At 69.2% G+C, this 14,359-nt stretch carries 16 protein-coding genes; 12 read left to right on the forward strand and 4 right to left on the reverse strand.

The window, feature by feature from the left end; genetic code table 11:
- The first annotated feature begins 348 nt into the window (after window positions 1–348).
- The 3 genes from GXP76_RS27445 to GXP76_RS27455 all read left to right on the forward strand — a co-directional run bounded on the left by GXP76_RS27445 (window position 349) and on the right by GXP76_RS27455 (window position 2,515).
- Window positions 349–942 carry a biotin transporter BioY gene (locus GXP76_RS27445; protein WP_242574304.1) on the forward strand — a complete coding sequence of 198 codons (594 nt, stop codon included), beginning with the start codon at window positions 349–351 and terminating at the stop codon, window positions 940–942.
- A 160-nt stretch (window positions 943–1,102) separates the two neighbouring features.
- Window positions 1,103–1,591, forward strand: coding sequence for a ribose-5-phosphate isomerase (locus tag GXP76_RS27450; protein ID WP_242574305.1), 489 nt, complete (start codon window positions 1,103–1,105; stop codon window positions 1,589–1,591).
- A 102-nt stretch (window positions 1,592–1,693) separates the two neighbouring features.
- Window positions 1,694–2,515 (forward strand): Fpg/Nei family DNA glycosylase, encoded by an 822-nt coding sequence (locus GXP76_RS27455; protein ID WP_242574306.1) that lies wholly within the window; start codon window positions 1,694–1,696, stop codon window positions 2,513–2,515.
- Window positions 2,516–2,754: 239 nt separating this feature from the next.
- Here GXP76_RS27455 and GXP76_RS27460 read toward each other — a convergent pair whose 3' ends face one another.
- Window positions 2,755–4,014 carry a GNAT family N-acetyltransferase gene (locus GXP76_RS27460; protein ID WP_242574307.1) on the reverse strand — a complete coding sequence of 420 codons (1,260 nt, stop codon included), beginning with the start codon at window positions 4,012–4,014 and terminating at the stop codon, window positions 2,755–2,757.
- Window positions 4,015–4,121: 107 nt separating this feature from the next.
- Between GXP76_RS27460 and GXP76_RS27465 the strand changes: the two genes are divergently transcribed.
- Window positions 4,122–5,267 (forward strand): PP2C family protein-serine/threonine phosphatase, encoded by a 1,146-nt coding sequence (locus tag GXP76_RS27465; RefSeq protein WP_242574308.1) that lies wholly within the window; start codon window positions 4,122–4,124, stop codon window positions 5,265–5,267.
- 81 nt (window positions 5,268–5,348) lie between these two features.
- On the opposite strand, the gene GXP76_RS27470 is transcribed toward GXP76_RS27465, so the two are convergent.
- Window positions 5,349–6,584, reverse strand: a complete 1,236-nt coding sequence (locus tag GXP76_RS27470) for a cation:proton antiporter (protein WP_242574309.1) — start codon at window positions 6,582–6,584, stop codon at window positions 5,349–5,351.
- A 131-nt stretch (window positions 6,585–6,715) separates the two neighbouring features.
- Here GXP76_RS27470 and GXP76_RS27475 point away from each other — a divergent pair, with 131 nt between their 5' ends.
- A complete protein-coding gene (locus tag GXP76_RS27475; RefSeq protein WP_242574310.1) occupies window positions 6,716–7,165 on the forward strand; it encodes an HD domain-containing protein in 450 nt (149 codons plus the stop codon).
- Here GXP76_RS27475 and GXP76_RS27480 read toward each other — a convergent pair.
- Window positions 7,142–8,353 carry an acyltransferase family protein gene (locus GXP76_RS27480; RefSeq protein ID WP_242574311.1) on the reverse strand — a complete coding sequence of 404 codons (1,212 nt, stop codon included), beginning with the start codon at window positions 8,351–8,353 and terminating at the stop codon, window positions 7,142–7,144. The two genes, GXP76_RS27475 and GXP76_RS27480, sit on opposite strands and share 24 nt — an antisense overlap.
- 458 nt (window positions 8,354–8,811) lie before the next feature.
- Between GXP76_RS27480 and GXP76_RS27485 the strand changes: the two genes are divergently transcribed.
- A complete protein-coding gene (locus GXP76_RS27485; RefSeq protein ID WP_147875291.1) occupies window positions 8,812–9,006 on the forward strand; it encodes a hypothetical protein in 195 nt (64 codons plus the stop codon).
- A gap of 568 nt (window positions 9,007–9,574) precedes the next feature.
- Here GXP76_RS27485 and GXP76_RS27490 read toward each other — a convergent pair.
- Complete coding sequence (locus GXP76_RS27490; RefSeq protein WP_242574312.1) at window positions 9,575–10,042, reverse strand: DUF6083 domain-containing protein; 468 nt, start codon at window positions 10,040–10,042, stop codon at window positions 9,575–9,577.
- A gap of 614 nt (window positions 10,043–10,656) precedes the next feature.
- Between GXP76_RS27490 and GXP76_RS27495 the strand changes: the two genes are divergently transcribed.
- The 6 genes from GXP76_RS27495 to GXP76_RS27520 form a co-directional block, all read left to right on the forward strand.
- Window positions 10,657–11,076, forward strand: coding sequence for a TIGR03668 family PPOX class F420-dependent oxidoreductase (locus GXP76_RS27495; protein ID WP_242574313.1), 420 nt, complete (start codon window positions 10,657–10,659; stop codon window positions 11,074–11,076).
- Window positions 11,077–11,131: 55 nt separating this feature from the next.
- Window positions 11,132–11,902 (forward strand): GntR family transcriptional regulator, encoded by a 771-nt coding sequence (locus GXP76_RS27500; protein WP_242574314.1) that lies wholly within the window; start codon window positions 11,132–11,134, stop codon window positions 11,900–11,902.
- A gap of 155 nt (window positions 11,903–12,057) precedes the next feature.
- Entirely contained in the window at window positions 12,058–12,390 is a 333-nt protein-coding gene (locus GXP76_RS27505) for a hypothetical protein (RefSeq protein WP_242574315.1), read from the forward strand.
- Between the two features lie 2 nt (window positions 12,391–12,392).
- On the forward strand, window positions 12,393–13,745 hold the full coding sequence (locus GXP76_RS27510; RefSeq protein ID WP_242574316.1) for an FtsK/SpoIIIE domain-containing protein: 1,353 nt from the start codon (window positions 12,393–12,395) through the stop codon (window positions 13,743–13,745).
- Window positions 13,746–13,830: 85 nt separating this feature from the next.
- Window positions 13,831–14,013 (forward strand): hypothetical protein, encoded by a 183-nt coding sequence (locus tag GXP76_RS27515; protein ID WP_242574317.1) that lies wholly within the window; start codon window positions 13,831–13,833, stop codon window positions 14,011–14,013.
- Window positions 14,014–14,050: 37 nt separating this feature from the next.
- Window positions 14,051–14,359: DUF2637 domain-containing protein (locus GXP76_RS27520; protein ID WP_242574318.1), on the forward strand; the 309-nt coding region annotated here is incomplete at its 3' end.

Raw genomic sequence — 14,359 nt, forward strand, 5'->3', positions numbered from 1 at the left:
GTACCGCTTACCCGTCACGCGGTCCCGGTATACGGACGCCGGGCTCACCCGAGGTGAAGGGGTGCCCACCGTCCGGCTCGGGCCGCCCTTTGGTGGGAAGTCACAGTCCACTCGACAGCCGCCCCGCCACGCGGAACGATCTTCATCGTGGCCGCACGACCCTCACCTGAGCGAATTCCGTGACGAGCGTCACGCCCATCGGCCGCATGGGGCACCCCACTTGTCGGAAGTCCACCATCAGCCTGACCGCCGTCTTGTGCCCGGTCACCCGTGTCCGGGCACATATGTGTGGGCTACCGTCACCCTGTTCCCCCGCCCACACGTCTGCCCTCACCCCGCGGAGTCCCGATGAGCACTGCTGCCGCCACCACCCGTACCGGAGCGGTCCTCGCCGATCTGCTCCCCGCCGCCCGGCACCGGTACGCCGTCGACACCGCGCTCGTACTCGGCGGCGCGGCACTCACCGGCATCGCCGCGCAGATCGCCGTCCCGGTCCCCGGCTCCCCGGTCCCGGTCACCGGCCAGACCTTCGCCGCGCTCCTCGTCGGCACCGCGCTCGGCGCCCGCCGCGGTTTCCTCGCGCTCGCCGTCTACGCCCTCGTCGGCATGGCCGGCATGCCGTGGTTCTCCGAGGGCACCTCGGGCCCCGGCGGCGCCTCCTTCGGCTACGTGCTCGGAATGCTGCTCGCCGCCACGGTCGTTGGCTCGCTCGCCCGGCGCGGCGGCGACCGCTCCGTCCCCCGTAGCGCCGGGACGATGATCGTCGGCTCCCTCATCATCTACGCGGTCGGCGTGCCCTATCTCGCGGTCGCCGCCGACCTGTCGCTGAGTGCGGCGCTGGCCGCCGGACTCACCCCGTTCCTGATCGGCGACGCCCTCAAGGCCGCGCTGGCGATGGGCCTGCTGCCGGTCTCCTGGAAGCTCGTCGGCCGCCAGGACTGACGCCGGATCCGTTCCGGCCGGCGGGGCGGACGTCCCGGTGCCGGGGCGGTTCCGCCGGTCGCCCGCCCCGCGCCCCGTCACCGGTGAACGCGATCCGGACCGGCGAGGCGTACCGCCCCCGGGGCGCTCCGCACCGCCCCCGACGTGCCACACTTCGCCCATGCGCGTGTATCTCGGCTCCGACCATGCAGGCTTCGAACTCAAGAACCACCTCGTCGAGTGGCTCACGGCCCACGGCCACGAGCCTGTCGACTGCGGCCCGCACATCTACGACGCCCAGGACGACTATCCGCCGTTCTGCCTCCGCGCCGCGGAGCGGACCGCGGCCGACCCGGACTCCCTCGGCATCGTCATCGGCGGCTCCGGCAACGGTGAGCAGATGGCCGCGAACAAGGTGAAGGGCGTGCGCGCCGCGCTCGTGTGGAATGAGCAGACCGCCGCGCTCAGCCGCGAGCACAACAACGCGAACGTGATCTCCGTCGGCGGCCGGATGCACACCCAGGACGAGTCGACCAGGTTCGTGGAGATCTTCCTCGCCACCGCGTACACGGGGGAGGAGCGCCACGCGCGCCGCATCGAGATGCTCGCGGCGTACGAGAAGACCGGCGAACTGCCGCCGATCCCGGCGCACCACCCGAAGCAGGACTGATCCGAAGCGGGACCGACCCCGGTCCGCGACAGCGAACGGTGCCGCCGGGCACGGGCCCGGCGGCACCGTCATGTCACCCCCCCCACGCACCGAGGAGACCCCGTGCCCGAGGGGCATACGATCCACCGCCTCGCCCAGGACCTGACCGACCGCTTCGCCGCGGACCCGGTGCGCGTCGCCAGCCCCCAGGGCCGGTTCACCGAGAGCGCCGCGCTCCTCGACGGCCGGGCGCTCGACGGCGCGAGCGCCCACGGGAAGCACCTCTTCGCCGGCTTCGGCGACAGCGGCTGGATCCATGTCCACCTCGGCCTGTTCGGGAAGGTCGCCCTCGGCGACACCCCCGCCCCGCCGCCCACCGACACCGTCCGGCTGCGCCTGCTCAGCGACACCTCGTACATGGAACTGCGCGGCCCCACCACCTGCGCGCTGATCACCGAACCGGAGAAGCAGGCGATACACGACCGGCTCGGACCCGATCCACTGCGCCCGGCCGACGCGCCCGGCAACGACCCGGAGCGCGCGTGGGCGCGGATCTCCCGCTCCCGTACCACCGTCGCTGCCCTGCTCATGGACCAGAAGGTCATCGCGGGCGTCGGCAATGTCTACCGGGCCGAAGTCCTCTTCCGGCACGGCATCGACCCCTACCGCGTGGGCCGTGACCTCACCCGCGCCGAGTGGGACGCGATCTGGGCGGACCTCGTCGCGCTGATGCGCGAAGGCGTACGGTACAACCGCATCGACACCGTACGGCCCGAGCATCTGCCCGAGGCGATGGGACGCGCGCCGCGCGTGGACGACCACGGCGGTGAGGTGTACGTCTACCGGCGCGCGACGATGCCGTGCCATCTCTGCGGCACCGAAATCCGCACGGCCCCACTCGCCGCCCGCAACCTCTTCTGGTGCCCGGGCTGCCAGCGGGCCTAGGGCCTGTCTTCAAAGTCCCGCCTGGCCCGCGGCGGCTGGTACGGCACCTCGCCGCGTTGTCGGACGCGGCCGAGTACGGCCCGGTACGAGGCCGGTCCTCTGCCTTGCGATGCACCGCACCAGCCGCCGCGGGCCCCGCCCTGCGGGCGGACGGCGCTACTTCGAAGACAGGCCCCAGGCCGCGTCCGCGAAGCCCCGCCCGGGGACGGCGCTCGGCGCCGTCCCCGTCCCCGGCGCCCTCAGAAGCCGTGCGGCAGCCACGGCGCCACCGGCGAGGCGAAGGCGATCGACGCCTCCGTCAGCGCGCCGGGGCGCAGTTCGCGGACGAGACCCGCCCGCGCCAGCGCGGCCGGCGAGGTGTCGCCCAGATACATCGTGGCCAACTCCCTTACGGAGAGCGACAGATCGGCCGCGTCCGCCGTCCGCTCGCAGGACGCGCCCTTCTTGTCACCGGTCAGCCGCCAACGGCCCTCGTTCCAGGGGCAGAAGGCGTCGTCCACCTCGAACACCACGTCCAGCGGCGCCTGGTAGGACCGCGCTGCCAGCGCCGCGCCCACCTCCACCAGCCGTACGTGGAGCGAGTCCCGCACCCTGATGCCGGCCCGCCGGACGTCGGACACCAGGAACTGGATCGGGTCGTCCACGGGCAGGTTCGACGCGCTCACCGTCGACGTCAGATCGATCCCGGCCAGGAAGCGCCACAGGGTGGCGTAGGTCACGGGGTCCAGCCCCGCCACCTGCTCCACCTCGACCGTGCCCTTCGGGCCCGCCGAGTCCCAGACGGGCTTGATGCGGTAGAGCGCGTACCCCACCGTCCCGGCGTCGTCGCCCTCGCCGCGCCGCGCGAGCACGCACTGGAGCGCGGACGCGCCCTCGCGCGTCTCCGGCGGGTCGATCAGCAGCTTCCGGTCCCAGCCGGGACGGCGCTCCAGCATTCCGGGGCGGCCCGCGACCAGGCGCGCGTACACCGACTCGATCTCCTCGCGTGCCTCGTCGGGCGCGGCGTAACGAAGCCGTGTCCCGCCGTCACCGCCGGCGCCCGGGGCGGCGGGCACCTTCACCGAGACCCGCGAGGTGTCGATCTCGGCGATCAACTGCCGTGTGCCGACGCCGTATCCGAACCTGCCGTAGATCTCCGGCTCCGAGGCGGTCAGCAGCGCGACGGACTGACCCCACGAGCGGACGTCGTCCAACTGCCGCCGCATCATGGCGGTGAGGATCCCGCGCCGCCGGTGCGTCGCCGCGACGCTCACCATCGTGACCCCTGCGGCGGACACGACGCCGCCGCCGGGCACCGACAGCCCGAAGGTGAACGCCCCCGCCGTACCCACGCACTCCTCGCCGTCCCAGACACCGATCGAGCGTTCGTGCTCCGTCACGGAGCGCCACATCTCGCGCTGGTCCGCGGAGCCGGCGAGCGCCCCGCCGAACGCTCTCTCCAATGTCCCGAACCAGCGTTCCCACTCGGAGGCTTCGAGTACTCGCAAGTCTGTGGTCATATGCCATCAGTACCAGGGAGCGGGGGGTCGAGGCGACCCGATATCGAACGCAATGTCACAGGGGTCCCCTGCACGGCGGGCCCGCTGATGGATAGGGTCAAACCACAATGACCGGTGGAGCGAAGGCGGATTCGTACACGGCCCGGATGCGCAAGTCGCTGCACCGGGCCCGCATCGCCGTGCGCAAGTCCGGGGTCGACTACTTCCGGGGCGACGGCTCGGACTGGATCGCCCTCGTCGGGCTGATGCTGACCGTCCCGGGGATCGCCTTCGCCACCATGGCGATCCCCGTCTGGTTCGCGCCCTCCGCGCTCGTCCTGCCCATCGTCGCCGGGGGACTGCTGCTGCGGCCCTCCAGCCTGCTCGGCCTGTACGCCGTCGCCGCGACCGCGTTGATCGTCGAATCGCTCGTCCTCGGCCCGTACGACCAGGGGCCGGCCACCGTGACGCCGGGCACCGTCCTGGTGGTGGCCGCCTGCGGGCTCTTCGGACTGCTCATAGCCCAGTTCCGGGCGCGCGTCGGGGTGCCGTGGCGGCGCGGCGGCACGATGCTCTTCGACCTGCGCGAACGGATCCGGGTCCAGAGCGCCCTGCCGCCCCTGCCGAGGGGCTGGCACCGCGAGATGGCGCTGCGCCCGGCGGGCGGCCAGTCCTTCTCCGGCGACTTCGTCGTCGCCGCCCGCACCAACGGGGGCCGCACGCTCGAAGTCGTCCTCACCGACGTCTCCGGCAAGGGCATGGACGCGGGCTCCCGGGCCCTGCTGCTGTCCGGCGCGTTCGGCGGGCTGCTGGGCTCGCTCCCGCCCCACGCCTTCCTGCCCGCGGCCAACGGCTATCTGCTCCGCCAGGACTGGGACGAGGGCTTCGCGACCTCCATCCACCTCGTCCTGGACCTCGAATCAGGCGAGTACGAACTGCTCTCCGCGGGCCATCTGCCCGCGCTCCAACTCCACGCGGGCAGCGGCCGCTGGGAGGAGATGGCGGGCGAGGGCCCGCTCCTCGGCGTCTACGACCGCGCGGAGTTCGACCCGGTGAAGGGGTCCCTGCTGCCGGGCGACGTGCTGATGCTGTTCACCGACGGTCTCGTCGAGGCGCCGGGCCGCGATCTGAGCGAGGGCATAGACCGCCTCTCGGGCGAGGCGGACCGCTACGTCGCGGCGGGCTTCGAGGGCGCGGCCTGGCATCTGATCGAGGCGGTGGCCAAGGACGTGAACGACGACAGGGCGCTGCTGCTGATCTGCCGCGAGGGCTGAGGGCCGTCCGCGAAGGCCCTCCCGTCGCTCCGGGGACAGCTGGGGGCCGGGCACCTGTCGGCACCGGCCCCCTGTCGCGCGTCAGGCACCCGACGCCTTCGCCAGTGTCCGCTCACCGCCCGGGGTGTCGTCGCCGGACGGGCCGGCACCGTCGCCGCCACCCCCGTCTCCGCCGCCGCGCCCGCCGCCCGGCAGCACCCGTGCCAGCCAGTGCGACTTGGCCGCCGCCAGCGGGCCGAGGACCGCGAGGATCAGGACGTAACCCGCGATGAACGGGGCCAGCCGCGCGTCCAGTGCCGCGCCCGCCGCCATCGTCGCGAGGATCAGGGCGAACTCGCCGCGTGCGACCAGCGTCGTCGCGACGTTCGCCGCGGGACCGGACCCGAAGTGGTAGATACGGGCGGCCACCAGCCCGGCCACGATGTTCATCGTCAGCGTCAGGGCGACGGCGGCCAGGACCGGCCACAGCACCTTCGGCAGGTCGCCCGGGTTGATGGACAGCCCGAAGGCGAAGAAGAAGATGGCGCCGAACGCGTCGCGCAGCGGGTGCACGAGCGTGCGGATCCGGTCGCCGGAGGACGTACTGCCCAGCATCAGACCGACCATGAACGCACCGATCGCGTCCGCGACACCGAACCACTCGGAGACCCCGGCCATGAAGACCGCGGCGCCCAGGAAGGAGATGACGAGGAGTTCGTCGTCCTTCGTGTTGATGAGACGGCTGATGATCTTCTTGCCGAAGCGCGCGGCGAGTGCCAGCAGCAGCAGGAACCCGAACGCCTTCCCGCCGTCGGCGAGCGCCGCCGAGAGGCTGTCGGCGCCGGAGAGGATCGGCTGGAGCGCGGCCAGGTAGAGCGCCAGGAAGATGTCCTCGACGACGATGATCCCGAGGATCGGCTTCGTCTCGGGATTCCCGATGCGGTTCAGGTCGACCAGGATCTTCGTGACGATCGCGGACGAGGAGATACCGAGCACACCGGCGAGGACCAGCGCCTCGGAGGTGCCCCAGCCCAGCGCGAAGCCGAAGCCGAGCCCGGCGCCCACGTTCAGGGCGAGATAGGCGCCGCCGGCGAGGGCCATCTTGCGGCCGCCCGCCTTGAGATCGTCCAGGTGGAATTCGAGACCGAGGTAGAAGAGCAACAGTACGAGGCCGAGGGCCGAGAGCATCTCCAGCTCGTGCGGGTCGGAGACGAGCACGATGCCGGGGGTGTGCGGGCCGAGCAGGATTCCGGCCAGGATGAACAGGGGGATCGTCGGCAGCTCGATCCGGCTGCCGAGACGGGCGAGGAGAGCGGCAGCAAGGAAGGCGCCGCCCATGGCTATGAGCGTGTCTGCGTGTCCGATGGGACCGTTCCTCCATCAAGTCAAAGGCGCGTCAAGGAAGCGTCAGTAATTAGTTTACCAAACCATTTACTCTGCAAGTTTTGACCGACTATGGAGTTCGCCACATGACGTATCTCGGCCTGGCCGAAGTGGAGTTGATCGCCCGTGAGGCGCACGCCGGCCAGACGGACAAGGCCGGCCGGCCGTACGCGGAGCACCTTCGGGCGGTCGCCGACGGGGTCCGGGCGCGGGGCGGTTCGGACGAGCAGATCGCGGCCGCGTGGCTGCACGACTCGGTCGAGGACCACGCGCTGTCCCGCGCGTGGCTCGATGCCGCGGCGCTGCCGCGCTCGGTCAAGGAGATGGTCCTGGCGGTGACGAAGATCAAGGGCGAGGACACCGCCGCGTACACCAGTCGCATCCTCGCCACCCCGGGCGCGCTGCTCGTCAAGGAGTCGGACCTGGCGCACAACGCGGATCCGGGCCGCCTCGCCGTACTGGACGAGGCGACCCGGATCCGGCTCACCGAGAAATACGCGGAGGTACGGCGGCTACTTGGCCTGCCCCGCCCGTGACGGCGCGTCCGGCGCGGAATCCCGCGCCGCATCCCGCCGGAACGCCCACGTCATCTCGGGCTCCGTCGCGAAGCGGAAGAGCCTGCGGACCGGCGGCGTGCACAGCAGCGTCATCGCGACCCCCGCGAGCAGGGTGAGGAAGACGCGTCCGGCCGGCTCGGTCAGCCAGACGTTCGTGTCGAAGATCCCGCTGTACACCGCGCCCTTGACCAGGAAGCCGTGCAGCAGATAGCCGCAGATCGTGCCGGCGCCGAGCACCGTGAACCACATCCTGCGGCGCGGCACCCAGGCCAGGAACGCGGCCGTCAGCACCACCGAGCAGCCGAACAGCGCGAAGGTCATGACGACGCCGATCCACCACGGCGCGCCCTGATCCTGTGCCGCGCTGTTGTGGTAGAACCACGCGTTCTCCATCCGGACGGCCGCCCAGTACGCGAAGACGAGCGCACCGGCGAAGACCGGCACGGCCAGCAGCCTGACCTCACGCCGGCGGACCAGCTGGAAGTGCTCGGGCTTGAGGATGAGGCCCAGGACGAAGAGCGGCAGGAACTGCAGTACGCGCTGGAGGTTGAGGTCCTCGCCGATGTTCGGCGTGAAGGAGGCGAGCGCGGCGATACCGAGGGCGACCGGCAGGGGGTGGCGCAGCGAGAGCCAGATCGGGGTGGTCAGCCGCCAGACGAACAACGCGGCCAGGAACCAGGTGAGATACCAGGGGTCGAGCAGGGAGATCGGGTGGCCGGGGTCGTTCGTGACCCGCTTGAACAGCGAGTACGCCACCTCGAAGACGATGTACGGGACGGCGATCCCGGTCAGCAGACGTCTGATCTGGTGCGGGCGGCCGGTGTAACTCCGGGAGAAGTAGCCGGAGATGATGATGAAGGCCGGCATGTGGAACGAGTAGACGACCATGTAGAGCGCCTTCGTCGCCCGGCTGCCCTCCATCACCGGCTCCCAGGCGTGGCCGATGGCCACGAGCACGATGGCCAGGTACTTCGCGTTGTCGAAGAACGCGTCTCGCTTCGTGGACGTCTTGGCCGTGGGGGGTGTCGACTTCGCGGAATCCTGAGGGGTCCGTACAGGGGTTTCGGCCACAGTGGCCGATGCGGTCTGCGCTGTTGGGGGGACGGGATCCAACTCCTGAGTGCGGGGGAGCTGGGCCCTCTCATATCCGTGCGGAGCGGGAGACATCTGATTAACCCTAGCTCCGCACAATGCGATGAGTAAAACCTCCTGTGTAAGTGGGGTGTTCGGCACCGAAAGAGTCGCCCACCGGTAGAAATGCCCCTGTTAATCCCCCTTAAATGGGGCATATCATCAGGGTTTTGGCCTCGATGTGACTCCGAGTGAATTCAATGGGCGGGATGCCGGGAGGCCGCCCCGTCTTTTCCTGTGAAGGAGCTGTGCGTGCCAGGGAAACCATCGCGTCGCATTGTCGAATTGACGTCCGCATTTATCCGGCCGCCCCGGGCGGATCCGGTCGCCGACCTGGCACACCCGCCGGCCGATTGGCGTGATCCTTACCTCGATGATTCGTCACGGACCCACACCTGAGGGGAGGTTGATGGCACGATGGAGGCAGCGGGATGAGTGCGAGGCCGTGAGCTCCCGCGGCCGGCAAGGCGGACCGACCGAGGGTGTGATCAGTTGTGGCCATTTCACTGTCTGTGGTGCTGCTGTTGGCGATCGTCCTCGTGGTTCTGATCCGCGGCGGCTCCCTGAAGGGCGGCCCCGCCGTGGTCGCGATCCTGTTCGGCTTCTTCCTGGCGTCCACGGACATGGCGCCGTCGGTGAACAGGTTCATGAACTCGATAGCGGAGACGATCAACCAGATCAACTTCTGACGCCCCGGCCGGACTCGACCCCGGCCGGCCCGCGACTCGGGCTGCCCCCAACGCGTCAGGGCCGGTCCGGAGAGTCACTCTCCGGACCGGCCCTGAGCCGTATGGAGCGGGCGACGGGAATCGAACCCGCGTAGCTAGTTTGGAAGACCCCGTACGCGGATGTGTGCTGACCTGCGGAGCCCTTGACCTGCGGTGGGGCTTGATGAGTGGCTCTGGTCCCCGCCGTTCCCCGCTGGTCCCCTTTGTGTCGGGCACGGAGCGGGCACGGCTACGTCAGCCTGACGATCAGTGGTGTGATGGCCGCGGCGAGGCTAGCCACGGCTGTGATGAGGGGTGCGAGGTCGACTAACGCTTGCGCTCGACTCCTCGGCGGTCCGGGCTGAAGGTGGTAAAGTTCTCGGTGTTGCATGCTCGTCTTTTGGCGTGCATTTTCATCTTCGAGGTCCACTGAGGTCCTTTGTTGGTGGCTGTGGGGCACTAAATCTCTTCCCGGAGAGTGCCCACACGGCCTGTTTTGGGTTCAAGTAGGAGTGATCGTAGCCCACTTGGGCCTGCTGGCGGGCACCCCTCAGTTGTTGATGTCACGTTGTCGGCGTGGCTTGACGTCTCTTGAGTCATCTGGGTCGCGAGGCTGCGCCCGCCGAAGATCAGACTCCCATGCCTCTTCGACGGCTGCGACGGCATCGGGGCTGACGCACACGGCGACGTGCGCGGGAAGAACAAGCTCGCCCGGCAGCGGATGTGTTGCGGCGACCCGGACGGCCACATGCGTGTACTGCCGAGGGATCTCCATCAAGCGCCACCGGTACCGGGAGGGGATCTCCTTGGCGGGGAACTCCCGCGACGCGAGGTAGACCCACCGGTCGTAGTTGGTGGGAAACGCCCTCATCTCTCCGTGGCACTCGGGGCACTCGGGCGGCTCGATCCATTCGAAGTCCTCGGGCCCCGGTTCGGGTCTCGGTGGAGCCGTCGCGCCCTCGTACTCGGCGAGATCGTTGGCGAAGTCGTTCCAGCAGGTGTCGCAGAGTTCGGCCATGGGGAAAGCCCGACCTCGTACACAGACGGTGGGATCTAACTGCCCGCAGCTCTGACACGTGCTCTCACTGGCTCCAGCCTGAGCGCCCATATATCAGAGTGTGAAGTTCTGAGTACAGCTCTGAGTAGGGCGCGATTCGGCCGCATTGCTGCTGTATGACTGATTCCTCACCTCCCCGCGCTCCCACTTCCCTCCCCAACCTCCTCGCCCCCATCAGCTGAGGGTGGGCACGGTTCGAGGTCGGTGGAGCGGCTTTGGGCGGGAGCTGCCATGGGGCGAGAGATCGGGGCCCGTACGCTTGCCGCGAATCGGGCAGTCTCTGGACCTGCCCGCAATAGCCCGATGGGGGTCCCGATCTTCGAGGCTCGCCCCATGGTGGCTGCCTAAAGCCGTGGAGCCGACCGCCCCGGACCCGTGCCGGCCGTTTTCCTTCACCTGGCGCTTGCTCTAGCCGCGCGTCCGGCGTGCCGGGGCGGAGCGGGCCGGAGGCAGGAGCGTCGCCCCGGCGGGAGCCGGGGAGCGCGCGGCGAGCGGAGCGAGGCGCCTTGATGAGGTAGAGAAACCTGTAACAGCGCCTGCCCCATGGTCCACGTTGGCGTGGGTACGTTGCTCGCATGAAGCTCGACACCACTGAGGCTCGCAGTCGCTTCGCGGTCGCCCCCGTCGCGCGGCTTGCAACGGCGGATGCCGATGGGACTCCCCACGTCGTGCCCGTAACGTTCACGCTCAGCGATGATCGAATCTTCTTCGCGATCGACTACAAGCCGAAGAGCACCTGGAACCTGCGGCGGCTGCGGAACATTCGCGAGAACCCGAAGGTGGCCCTCCTCGTTGATCACTTTGATTCCGACTGGACGAGACTCTGGTGGACCCGCGCCGACGGTCACGCCGAGATCCGGGAACATGGGGAGGAGCGCCTTCAGGGCCTTGAGTTGCTGGAGCGCAAGTACGAGCAGTACGTGGAGAACCCGCCTGTTGGCCCGGTGGTGATCATCCGGGTGGATCACTGGAGCGGTTGGGCCTTCTCGGAGTGACGCTGACAGCGGGACCGCGTAACCTTGCTTGCATAGCCAAGCTGAGGTGACCTGAATGTCGACCCCGAGCCTTCCGCCGTATCGGAAGATCGCAGATGACCTGCGGGCCTTGATCCTGTCCGGCAACCTGCCGCCTGGTGAAAAGCTGCGGTCGGAGAACGAACTGAAAGATCAGTACGGCACTACCCGTGTGACGGTGCGCAAGGCGCTCGCGCTCCTCAAAGCGGATGGCCTGCTCGTCAGCGAACAGGGCAAAGGGGTCTTCGTCCGGCCACGGCCCAACGTTCAGATGCTGACGACCGGAGCCAACTTCCGGGAGCGCAGGAAAACCGGGGTGAGCAACTTCAACGCTGAAGCAGCCGCCCAAGGTCTACGTCCTGAGCAACGCATCCTCTCTGTGGAAACCGTCCCGGCGCCCGCTGAGATCGCTACGCGACTTGAGATCGCCGAGGACACTGCGGTGATCCTTCGCCGCCGAGCCTTCTTCGTGAACGACGAACCCATGCAGCTGGTCGATGGCTACTACCCCGCCGAGCTGTTCAGCGGGACGGCGCTGGAGGATCCTCGCCGGATTCGTGGTGGCGTGAGTCGACTGATTGAGGACCCTGACGGGCCAGTGAAGCAACGGATCACCCGGTTCGTGGAAGAGCTGGACATCCGCATGCCCACCCCGGCAGAGGCCGAGTCGTTGAAGATCCCGCCCGGCGTCCCCTTGGCTCGCGTCTTCAGGGCGGCGCACGTCACCGCTGGTCATGTTGTGGAAGTGCTCGACTCTCGCATCCCCTGTGACCGTCACGGCTTCCGGTACGTGATCGACGTTCCCTGACTGTTCGTCAGAAACCAGAGGGCCTTCGGGTCCTCTTTTTTGAGCATCCACTTGCATATCCAAGTTGACGCCTCTACCTTGATGGAACAGCTTGGATATACAAGCTGACGCAGCGGGGGAGTTCGCAACTTTCCCGCCCTGTAAGGGAGATGCACATGCCGTCCTTCAAAATCGATGTTTCGACTGCTGTGGTGTTCGTGGCGACGGCGCCGGTTCCGAAGCTGGTGAGTAAGCAGACCGGGGAGCGGGCTATGGACCGGGAGACCGGTGCTGGCCTCTCGACGGTGGGCCTGTTGATCTCGGACGAGGGGGAGGGGAACCTCTACCAGGTGACCGTCCCGGAGACGGGTCTCCCGGAGAACTTGAACCCGGGGACTCCGGTGTCGGTGGTCGGGCTGAAGGCGCGTGACTGGGAGAACACGTTCAACGGGCAGTCCCGGCACGGGATCAGCTTCCGTGCGGTCGCGGTTACCGCGCTGGGGGCCTGATCATGTCGGACGTGTCGACGGTGCTGGAGATCGGCATACCTCTGGCGGGTATGGGTGGTCTCGGCTACGCGAAGGCCCGCGCTCCTCGCGTGTACTGGTCGCTGGTGGGGATGCCGGCCACCTGGTGCCGGTTCACCTTCACCTACCGGGCCACGATGGACGTCTGCGGCCTGACCGTCCGCCCTTCGGCTCTGCGGGCGTTCCTGGTGCGCAACGTCGCCCGTCGTGAGGTCCAGCCGGTTCCGCCGAAGATCCGCCGAGTGCGGGGCACGTCGACCGGTCTGCGGGTCGCCCTGCGGCTTCCGGCCGGTCTGGAGCCCGCCGACGTGGCCGCCGCCTCGGAGCGTCTGCGGCACGCGTGGGGTGTCCACTCCGTCAACGTGGTGGAGACCAAGCCCGGTGTCGTAGAGCTGCGGATGACCGGCTACGACGTGCTCAACCGGGTCCGGATGCCCCGCCGCCGTCGTCGGGGCCCGGCTGATTCGCTGGTGGTGCCGGTGGCCCTGCGGGATGACGGGACGGCGTTCGTCCGGGACTACCGCAAGATCCCGCACAGCCTGACGCTGGGCTCGAACCAGTCGGGCAAGTCGATGTACCAGCGCAACCTCATCGCCGGACTCGCCAAGCTCCCGGTCGGGCTGATCGGGATCGACTGCAAACGCGGCGTGGAACAGGGCCGGTTCGCCTCCCGGCTGTCCGCCCTGGCCACCACCCCGGATGAGGCAACCGCCCTGCTGGGTGCCCTGGTCTCCGAGATGGAGACGCGCTTCAACCTCCTGGCCGATCATCAGGTCTCGGACCTGTGGGAACTGCCGGAGAAGGTGCGGCCGGTGCCGCTGGTGGTCCTGGTCGATGAGGTGGCGGAGCTGTTCCTGGCGTCGGCGAAGAAGGAAGAGGAGCGCCGGGACCGGACGGTGACGCAGATGATCCGCCTGGCGCAGATGGCCCGCGCGGTCGGCATATATCTGGAGGTCTGCGGGCAGCGCTTCGGCTCCGACCTCGGCAAGGGCGCTACCTCGCTGCGTGCTCAGCTCACCGGCCGTGTGGTCCACCGCGTCAACGACAAGCAGACAGCCGAGATGGGCCTGGGCGACATCGCCCCCGAAGCGGTCTCCTCCGTGACGACGATCCCGCCGGACCGCCCCGGCGTGGCCGTGGCCGGTGACTCCTCCGGCGGCTGGTCCCGCATCCGCACCCCGGAACTCACCCCCGCCGAAGCGGTCGCCATCTGCCGGGAGTACGCCCACCTCACCCCGCGCATACCAGCCCTGGCCCCGTTCCGCCCTGCCGTCCGCCCGGAGCCCATGCCGGCCGATTCGGCGCCGCTGGCCCGCCCGGTCCCCGTGACCGACTGACACCCCCTCGCTCCACAGGTCGGCGTGACCGCCTCGCGCCAGGTCCCTACCCCGCCCATGCCTGAATCCGGAAGGACGCCCCGTCATGGCCCGGAAGACCACCACCCGCACCAAGAAGACCGCCCCGGCCACACCGCCCCCGTGCGAGCCCTGCGAAGGGTCGGGACAGGTCGCGATCACGGTCCGCGTCGGCCGCAAGCGGCGCCCGGTCGGCCAGCAAGACGGCATCTGCCTGACCTGCTTCGGCACCGGCCAAGCCGACTCCTGAACCCGCCCCTTCTCGCCTCGAAAGGAGGTGACCCCTCGTGTTCCGCACCCTTCGCCTCGACGCCGTCCTGATTCAGGCCGTGATCGCCGGTGCCCTGTCGTTCGCGCACCTTCACGACCTCGCTGCCGCTGCCGGGCAGGACGGATGGAAGGCATGGGCCTATCCGGTGAGCGTGGATCTGCTGCTCGTCGCCGCCTGGCGCCGGATGCGCACCACCGCCGACAACCGCGCCGCCTGGGTCTGGTTCGTCATCGCCCTGACCGCCTCACTCGGCGCCAACGTCGCCACCGCCGGACTCCTCGACCTCAACGACGTGCCCGACTGGCTGCGCATCACCGTCGCCGGA

This window comes from Streptomyces sp. NP-1717, assembly GCF_022695985.1.
Lineage (GTDB): Bacteria > Actinomycetota > Actinomycetes > Streptomycetales > Streptomycetaceae > Streptomyces.

Excerpts from the sequence above, each read along its gene's own strand:
- GXP76_RS27490 (WP_242574312.1), bottom strand. The coding sequence starts at position 10,042 with ATGGCCGAACTCTGCGACACCTGCTGGAACGACTTCGCCAACGATCTC.
- GXP76_RS27480 (WP_242574311.1), bottom strand. The coding sequence starts at position 8,353 with ATGTCTCCCGCTCCGCACGGATATGAGAGGGCCCAGCTCCCCCGCACT.
- GXP76_RS27450 (WP_242574305.1), top strand. The coding sequence starts at position 1,103 with ATGCGCGTGTATCTCGGCTCCGACCATGCAGGCTTCGAACTCAAGAAC.
- GXP76_RS27515 (WP_242574317.1), top strand. The coding sequence starts at position 13,831 with ATGGCCCGGAAGACCACCACCCGCACCAAGAAGACCGCCCCGGCCACA.
- GXP76_RS27495 (WP_242574313.1), top strand. The coding sequence starts at position 10,657 with ATGAAGCTCGACACCACTGAGGCTCGCAGTCGCTTCGCGGTCGCCCCC.
- GXP76_RS27505 (WP_242574315.1), top strand. The coding sequence starts at position 12,058 with ATGCCGTCCTTCAAAATCGATGTTTCGACTGCTGTGGTGTTCGTGGCG.
- GXP76_RS27470 (WP_242574309.1), bottom strand. The coding sequence starts at position 6,584 with ATGGGCGGCGCCTTCCTTGCTGCCGCTCTCCTCGCCCGTCTCGGCAGC.
- GXP76_RS27475 (WP_242574310.1), top strand. The coding sequence starts at position 6,716 with ATGACGTATCTCGGCCTGGCCGAAGTGGAGTTGATCGCCCGTGAGGCG.
- GXP76_RS27465 (WP_242574308.1), top strand. The coding sequence starts at position 4,122 with ATGACCGGTGGAGCGAAGGCGGATTCGTACACGGCCCGGATGCGCAAG.
- GXP76_RS27510 (WP_242574316.1), top strand. The coding sequence starts at position 12,393 with ATGTCGGACGTGTCGACGGTGCTGGAGATCGGCATACCTCTGGCGGGT.
- GXP76_RS27445 (WP_242574304.1), top strand. The coding sequence starts at position 349 with ATGAGCACTGCTGCCGCCACCACCCGTACCGGAGCGGTCCTCGCCGAT.
- GXP76_RS27500 (WP_242574314.1), top strand. The coding sequence starts at position 11,132 with ATGTCGACCCCGAGCCTTCCGCCGTATCGGAAGATCGCAGATGACCTG.
- GXP76_RS27460 (WP_242574307.1), bottom strand. The coding sequence starts at position 4,014 with ATGACCACAGACTTGCGAGTACTCGAAGCCTCCGAGTGGGAACGCTGG.